Genomic DNA, 5,403 nt, shown 5'->3' on the forward strand with positions numbered 1-5,403 from the left:
CGCCGCGAGCGGCACGCCGTCGGCGACCAGACGGGCACCGAGTTCCGCGAGCAGGCGATCAGCTCCGGCACTATCCGAGGCGGCATCGACGAGCCAGGCGAGGGTCGGGGAGAGCTGCATGGTTCGATCATGACGAAGGCGGGCCGGGTTTGTCACGGGCAATCCTTGACGAGCCGCTTTGGCGCCGCCATGTGCCAGTGTCAGCGAAGGGATGATTCCCGATGACCGAACCGTTTGTCGTGCGACGCGAAACCCAGATTGCAGCTCCACGCGCCACCGTTTTCGCTTACCTGACCGACCCCGAGAAGATCTTGAGCTGGATGGGCTCCGATGTGACCACCGAGCCGCATCCCGGCGGGCTCTATCTGCTCAAGGGCGTGGGCCCTCGCGGCGGCGTCGCTCGCGGAGCCTTTCGTGAGGTCGTGCCGGTGCACCGCCTTGCCTACACGTTCGGCTGGGACGGCGGCCAGGAAGTGCCGCCAGGCTCGAGCCTGATCGAGATTGATCTGATCGAACGCGATGGCGGCACGCTGCTGCGTATGACCCATAGCGGCCTGCCGACCGCAGAACAGGCCGCCGCGCACGCGACGGGGTGGGCGCATTATCTGGAGCGGCTCACGATAGCAGCGGCTGGCAACGATCCCGGTCCGGATAAGGGTGTCTCGACCAAGGCATAGGTCTTGTAGGGTGGGCAAAGCGTAGCGTGCCCACGCTTTTTTCGCGATCGAGAGAGGTGGTGGGCACGGCGCAAGGGCGCCTTTGCCCACCCTACGACAGCGTGATGATCTTACACCGCGGCGGTCGCGACCACCTGCGCCAGAAGCTGCTCGCGCCGCGCCTGCGAGCGCTGGCCCTTCATGGTCGCGGCAAAGCGTTCGAGAATGCCGTCCTCGAACGCGGTGACGATGGTGTCGTGAACGTAGCTCTTGCGGCAGATCGCCGGCGTGTTGGAGAGCTTGTCGGCCGCAGCGCGGATCGCGTCAAGCACCTGCTTCTTGCGGCCGCGCTGGCTGGTCGCCGGCGTGATCCGCGACAGCGATTCTACCACGACGGCGGACGCCATCAGCGTGCGAAAATCCTTCAGAGAGATCTTGATGCCGGCGATTTCCCGCAAGAACGCGTTCACTTGCGTGGTGCTGACCGCGCGTACGATGCCGTAGGCATCGCGGTACTGGAACATGCGCTTGCCCGGGACGCCCTGCAAAATCCCGATCGCGCGCACCAGCTTGGCCGCGTCGCACTCCTTGCGCACCGCCTTGCCGCCCTTCGCCTTGAAGGTCAGCACGAAGCTGTCCTCTTCCAGCGTGACATTGGCCTTCAGCAGCGTGGTCGCGCCGCGGGTGCCGTTGAGACGGGCATAGGATTCATTGCCGGGGCGGATCGCCGTGCGCGCGATCAGTTCGATCACGGCCGAGAGCGCGAACTCACGCGTCGGCTCGTCGCCCGACAGGAACGCCGAGACCTTGCGCCGGATCTTTGGCAGCGCGCCGACGAGCTTTTCCAGGCGATGTGCCTTGCGATGCTCGCGAACCTTTTCCCAATCGGCGTGATAGCGATATTGCAGCCGGCCCGCGGCATCGCGTCCCACGGCCTGGAGATGCGAGCTCGGATCGGCCGAGTAGCGCACCTCACGATAGGCCGGCGGCACCGCCATGGCATGCAGCCGGCGGATGGTGCGGGCGTCGCGGATATGGGCGCCGTTGGGGCGGACGAAGGAATAGCCCTTGCCGCGCTTGATGCGCCGGATCTTCAGCTCGTTCTGGTCGCCGAGCCGCAGGCCCAGCTCCTTGGCGAGGGCCTCGACCGTCGCCGCGGGCGCCGTGTCGAAGACCTTCTTCGGGCTCGGGCGCCTGAAAGAGGCCGGTTTCGGCCATTGTCCAAGGGCTTTGGCCAGTGCAATAGCCGCAGGATCGGCTGAAGCGGGCCGTATCGTCCCGAGATTCTGCTGATCCATCATAGTCTTATGCCTTAGCCCTGTCTGTTATCGGTCAATGCCGTTGTTCTGATTTTTGTTCCGAGGGGTCTCTTTGGACCCGGGTTGGCCATTTAGGGTGTTCCGAACCGTATTGCGAGTCCCGAATCAGTGAGTGATGGTTTCTAAATACCTCTATTGATGCATGAGGCCTCTGCGCAGGCCCGTTCCGCGGATCTGGGTAAAGACCCAAAAGCCCCCGTCGGGCCTGTTTCAGATTTGCGACAATCGCAGCAGGTGGCCTTGATCCTCCGCATGGCCGGCGACCCGCCGAAGGTCCAGCTTGTGCTCCTTGTCGGGTCCGGTTAGCCCGACGCATAATCAGTCAATGATCAAGTCGGCTCGCCGGTTCGCTAGCGTTCGGCCTGCCGTATGTGGAGGGAAAGCATGTCCGAGAAGATCTACGACGTCCCCGCGGAATGGACCAAGCGCGCCTGGGTCGACCAGGCCAAGTACAAGGACATGTACGCCCGCTCGATCTCAGACCCGAACGCGTTCTGGGCGGAACAGGCCAAGCGCATCGACTGGATGAAGACACCGACGAAAATAGAGAACGTCTCCTTCGCGCCCGGCAACATCTCGATCAAATGGTTCGAGGACGGCGTCCTCAACGTCGCCCATAATTGCATCGACCGGCACCTGCACACGCGCGGCAACCAGACCGCGATCATCTGGGAAGGCGACGATCCCTCGCAGTCGAAGCACATCACCTACAAGGAGCTGCACGACGAAGTCTGCCGGATGGCCAACATCCTGCGCACCCGCAACGTCAAGAAGGGCGACCGCGTCACCATCTACCTGCCGATGATCCCGGAAGCGGCCTATGCGATGCTCGCCTGCGCCCGCATCGGCGCTGTTCACTCCGTGGTGTTCGCGGGCTTCTCGCCGGACAGCCTTGCCCAGCGCATCAATGACTGCCAGTCCAAGGTGATCATCACCGCGGACGAAGGCCTGCGCGGCGGCAAGAAGGTGCCGCTGAAGGCCAATGTCGACGCGGCGCTCACCAAAGCCGACGGCGTCGACTGGGTCGTCGTGGTCAAGCGCACCGGCGGCAGGATCGACATGAACCCGACGCGCGACCTCTGGTATCACGAGGCGGCTGCGATGGTGACGACCGAATGTCCGGTCGAGCACATGCATGCCGAGGACCCGCTGTTCATCCTCTACACTTCGGGCTCGACCGGTCAGCCCAAGGGCGTGCTGCACACCTCCGCCGGCTATCTCGTGTTCGCCTCGATGACGCATCAATACGTCTTCGACTACCACGACGGCGACATCTACTGGTGCACCGCCGACGTCGGCTGGGTCACCGGCCACAGCTACATCCTCTATGGCCCGCTGGCGAACGGCGCGACCACGCTGATGTTCGAAGGGGTGCCGAATTACCCGGATAATTCGCGATTCTGGAACGTCATCGACAAGCACAAGGTCAACATCTTCTACACCGCGCCGACGGCGATCCGCGCCTTGATGCAGAGTGGCGACGAGCCGGTGAAGAAGACTTCGCGCGCTTCGCTCCGCCTGCTCGGCTCGGTCGGCGAGCCCATCAATCCGGAAGCCTGGGAGTGGTATCACCGCGTCGTCGGCGACGACCGCTGCCCAATCGTCGACACCTGGTGGCAGACCGAGACCGGCGGCATTTTGATCACGCCGCTGCCAGGCGCGACAAAACTCAAGCCGGGCTCGGCGACGCAGCCGTTCTTCGGCGTCGTGCCCGAGATCGTCGATGCCGACGGCAAGGTGCTGGAGGGCGAAACGTCAGGCAACCTCTGCCTCACCCGCTCCTGGCCGGGCCAGATGCGCACGGTCTATGGCGATCATGCCCGCTTCGAGCAGACTTATTTCTCGACCTACAAGGGCAAGTACTTCACCGGCGACGGCTGCCGGCGCGACGCCGACGGCTATTACTGGATCACCGGCCGCGTCGACGACGTCATCAACGTCTCCGGCCATCGCATGGGCACCGCGGAAGTCGAGAGCGCGCTGGTGGCGCACGAGAAAGTCTCGGAGGCCGCGGTGGTCGGCTTCCCGCACGACATCAAGGGCCAGGGCATCTACGCCTATGTCACCCTGATGGCCGGCATCGAGCCGACCGAGGACCTGCGCAAGGAGCTCGTCACCTGGGTGCGCAAGGAGATCGGCCCGATCGCCTCGCCCGACCAGATCCAGTTCGCGCCCGGCCTGCCCAAGACCCGCTCCGGCAAGATCATGCGCCGCATCCTGCGCAAGATCGCCGAGGACGAGCCGGGCAGCCTGGGCGACACCTCGACCCTGGCGGATCCCGCCGTGGTCGACGACCTCGTCAAGAACCGGCAGAACAAGAAGGGGGCGTAAGAAAGCTCTAGTGCCCCGGACGCAGCGCAGCGCATCCTAGCGGTGCGCTGCTGAGCCGGGGCCCATGCCTCCACGCGCAAAGAGCTGTGTCCCGGCTCTGCGTCGTGTCACTTCGTGCCGCGCCGCGTCCGGGACACGAGAGCAACCCAGTTCGCGCGGTCCCACAAACAACAGCCGTTCACACGCTCACGCACCTGTCAGAGCGCGCAGCGGCACGGCCGCATCTTTCCTCCTGAGTGTTGTTTTCAGGTCATTTACTTTATTTCGAACATTTCCTTTGTTCCCCCTGCTGGCTGGCCCCTAGAGGCCTCGCTTGGAAACCATCCGGTTAACGGGCGCGGTTAAGAATGTCTGGGCAAGGCAGCGATTGCCGGGTTTGCGTAGATTTGGAACGGTTCTTTCGGGGCAAGGGGAAGTATTGATGTCGATCAGGATCGCCATGGCGCTGACCGCCACCATCGGGGCAGGGCTCTTGATGTCGACGGCGGCGGAGGCGCGGCCGGAAATGGTGGGGGCACATCCGGGCGACTATTCGCCGGGCACCATCGTGGTCAAAACCAACGAGCGCAAACTCTATCTCATCCTCGATAACGGCCACGCCGTGCGCTATCCGGTCGGCGTCGGCAAGTCCGGCAAGCAGTGGGCCGGCACCACCCGCATCGACGGCAAGTACCGTAACCCGGCCTGGTCGCCTCCGGCCGAAGTGAAGCGCGACAAGCCGCAGCTTCCCGACGTCATTCCGGGCGGCTCGCCCCGCAACCCGATGGGCGTTGCGGCGATGACGCTGGCCGGCGGCGAGTATGCGATCCACGGCACCAATGTGCCAGGCTCGGTCGGCGGCTTCGTTTCCTACGGCTGCATCCGCATGCTCAACGACGACATCACCGATCTCTACAGCCGCGTCTCGGTCGGCACGACGGTGGTCGTGGCGCGCTGAGCGCCGGGATCAACGCAGGACACGCAAGAGCCGCGTCCATCGACGCGGCTCTTGCGTTACCAGAAGCGCCAGCTGCGTGTGCACCAGCCGTCGCGATGGCCGCCATTGTAGCTCCGCGCAAAACCGCCGGCGAGCAACGCCGCCGAGACGTTCTCGGTCC

Annotated in this window: 4 protein-coding genes and 2 pseudogenes; 3 read left to right on the plus strand and 3 right to left on the minus strand. The window is 64.4% G+C overall.

Annotated features, from left to right (window positions below; genetic code table 11):
• A pseudogene (locus MOV75_RS26225) lies at window positions 1-120 on the minus strand (adenylate/guanylate cyclase domain-containing protein); the annotation flags it as partial.
• A gap of 101 nt (window positions 121-221) precedes the next feature.
• Here MOV75_RS26225 and MOV75_RS26230 point away from each other — a divergent pair.
• A complete protein-coding gene (locus MOV75_RS26230) occupies window positions 222-677 on the plus strand; it encodes an SRPBCC domain-containing protein (protein ID WP_246924633.1) in 456 nt (151 codons plus the stop codon).
• A 110-nt stretch (window positions 678-787) separates the two neighbouring features.
• Here MOV75_RS26230 and MOV75_RS26235 read toward each other — a convergent pair whose 3' ends face one another.
• Window positions 788-1,957: a DNA topoisomerase IB gene (locus MOV75_RS26235; RefSeq protein ID WP_246924635.1), complete on the minus strand. Its 1,170-nt coding sequence runs from the start codon at window positions 1,955-1,957 to the stop codon at window positions 788-790.
• A gap of 402 nt (window positions 1,958-2,359) precedes the next feature.
• On the opposite strand from MOV75_RS26235, the gene acs reads away from it, so the two are divergent.
• Window positions 2,360-4,306: an acetate--CoA ligase gene (acs, locus tag MOV75_RS26240; protein ID WP_247006851.1), complete on the plus strand. Its 1,947-nt coding sequence runs from the start codon at window positions 2,360-2,362 to the stop codon at window positions 4,304-4,306.
• A gap of 421 nt (window positions 4,307-4,727) precedes the next feature.
• On the plus strand, window positions 4,728-5,243 hold the full coding sequence (locus MOV75_RS26245) for a L,D-transpeptidase (RefSeq protein ID WP_247006852.1): 516 nt from the start codon (window positions 4,728-4,730) through the stop codon (window positions 5,241-5,243).
• 56 nt (window positions 5,244-5,299) lie between these two features.
• Here MOV75_RS26245 and MOV75_RS26250 read toward each other — a convergent pair.
• Window positions 5,300-5,403 (minus strand): annotated as a pseudogene (locus MOV75_RS26250) (nuclease); the annotation flags it as partial.

This window comes from Bradyrhizobium sp. PRIMUS42 (assembly GCF_023006515.1).
Taxonomy (GTDB): Bacteria; Pseudomonadota; Alphaproteobacteria; order Rhizobiales; family Xanthobacteraceae; genus Bradyrhizobium.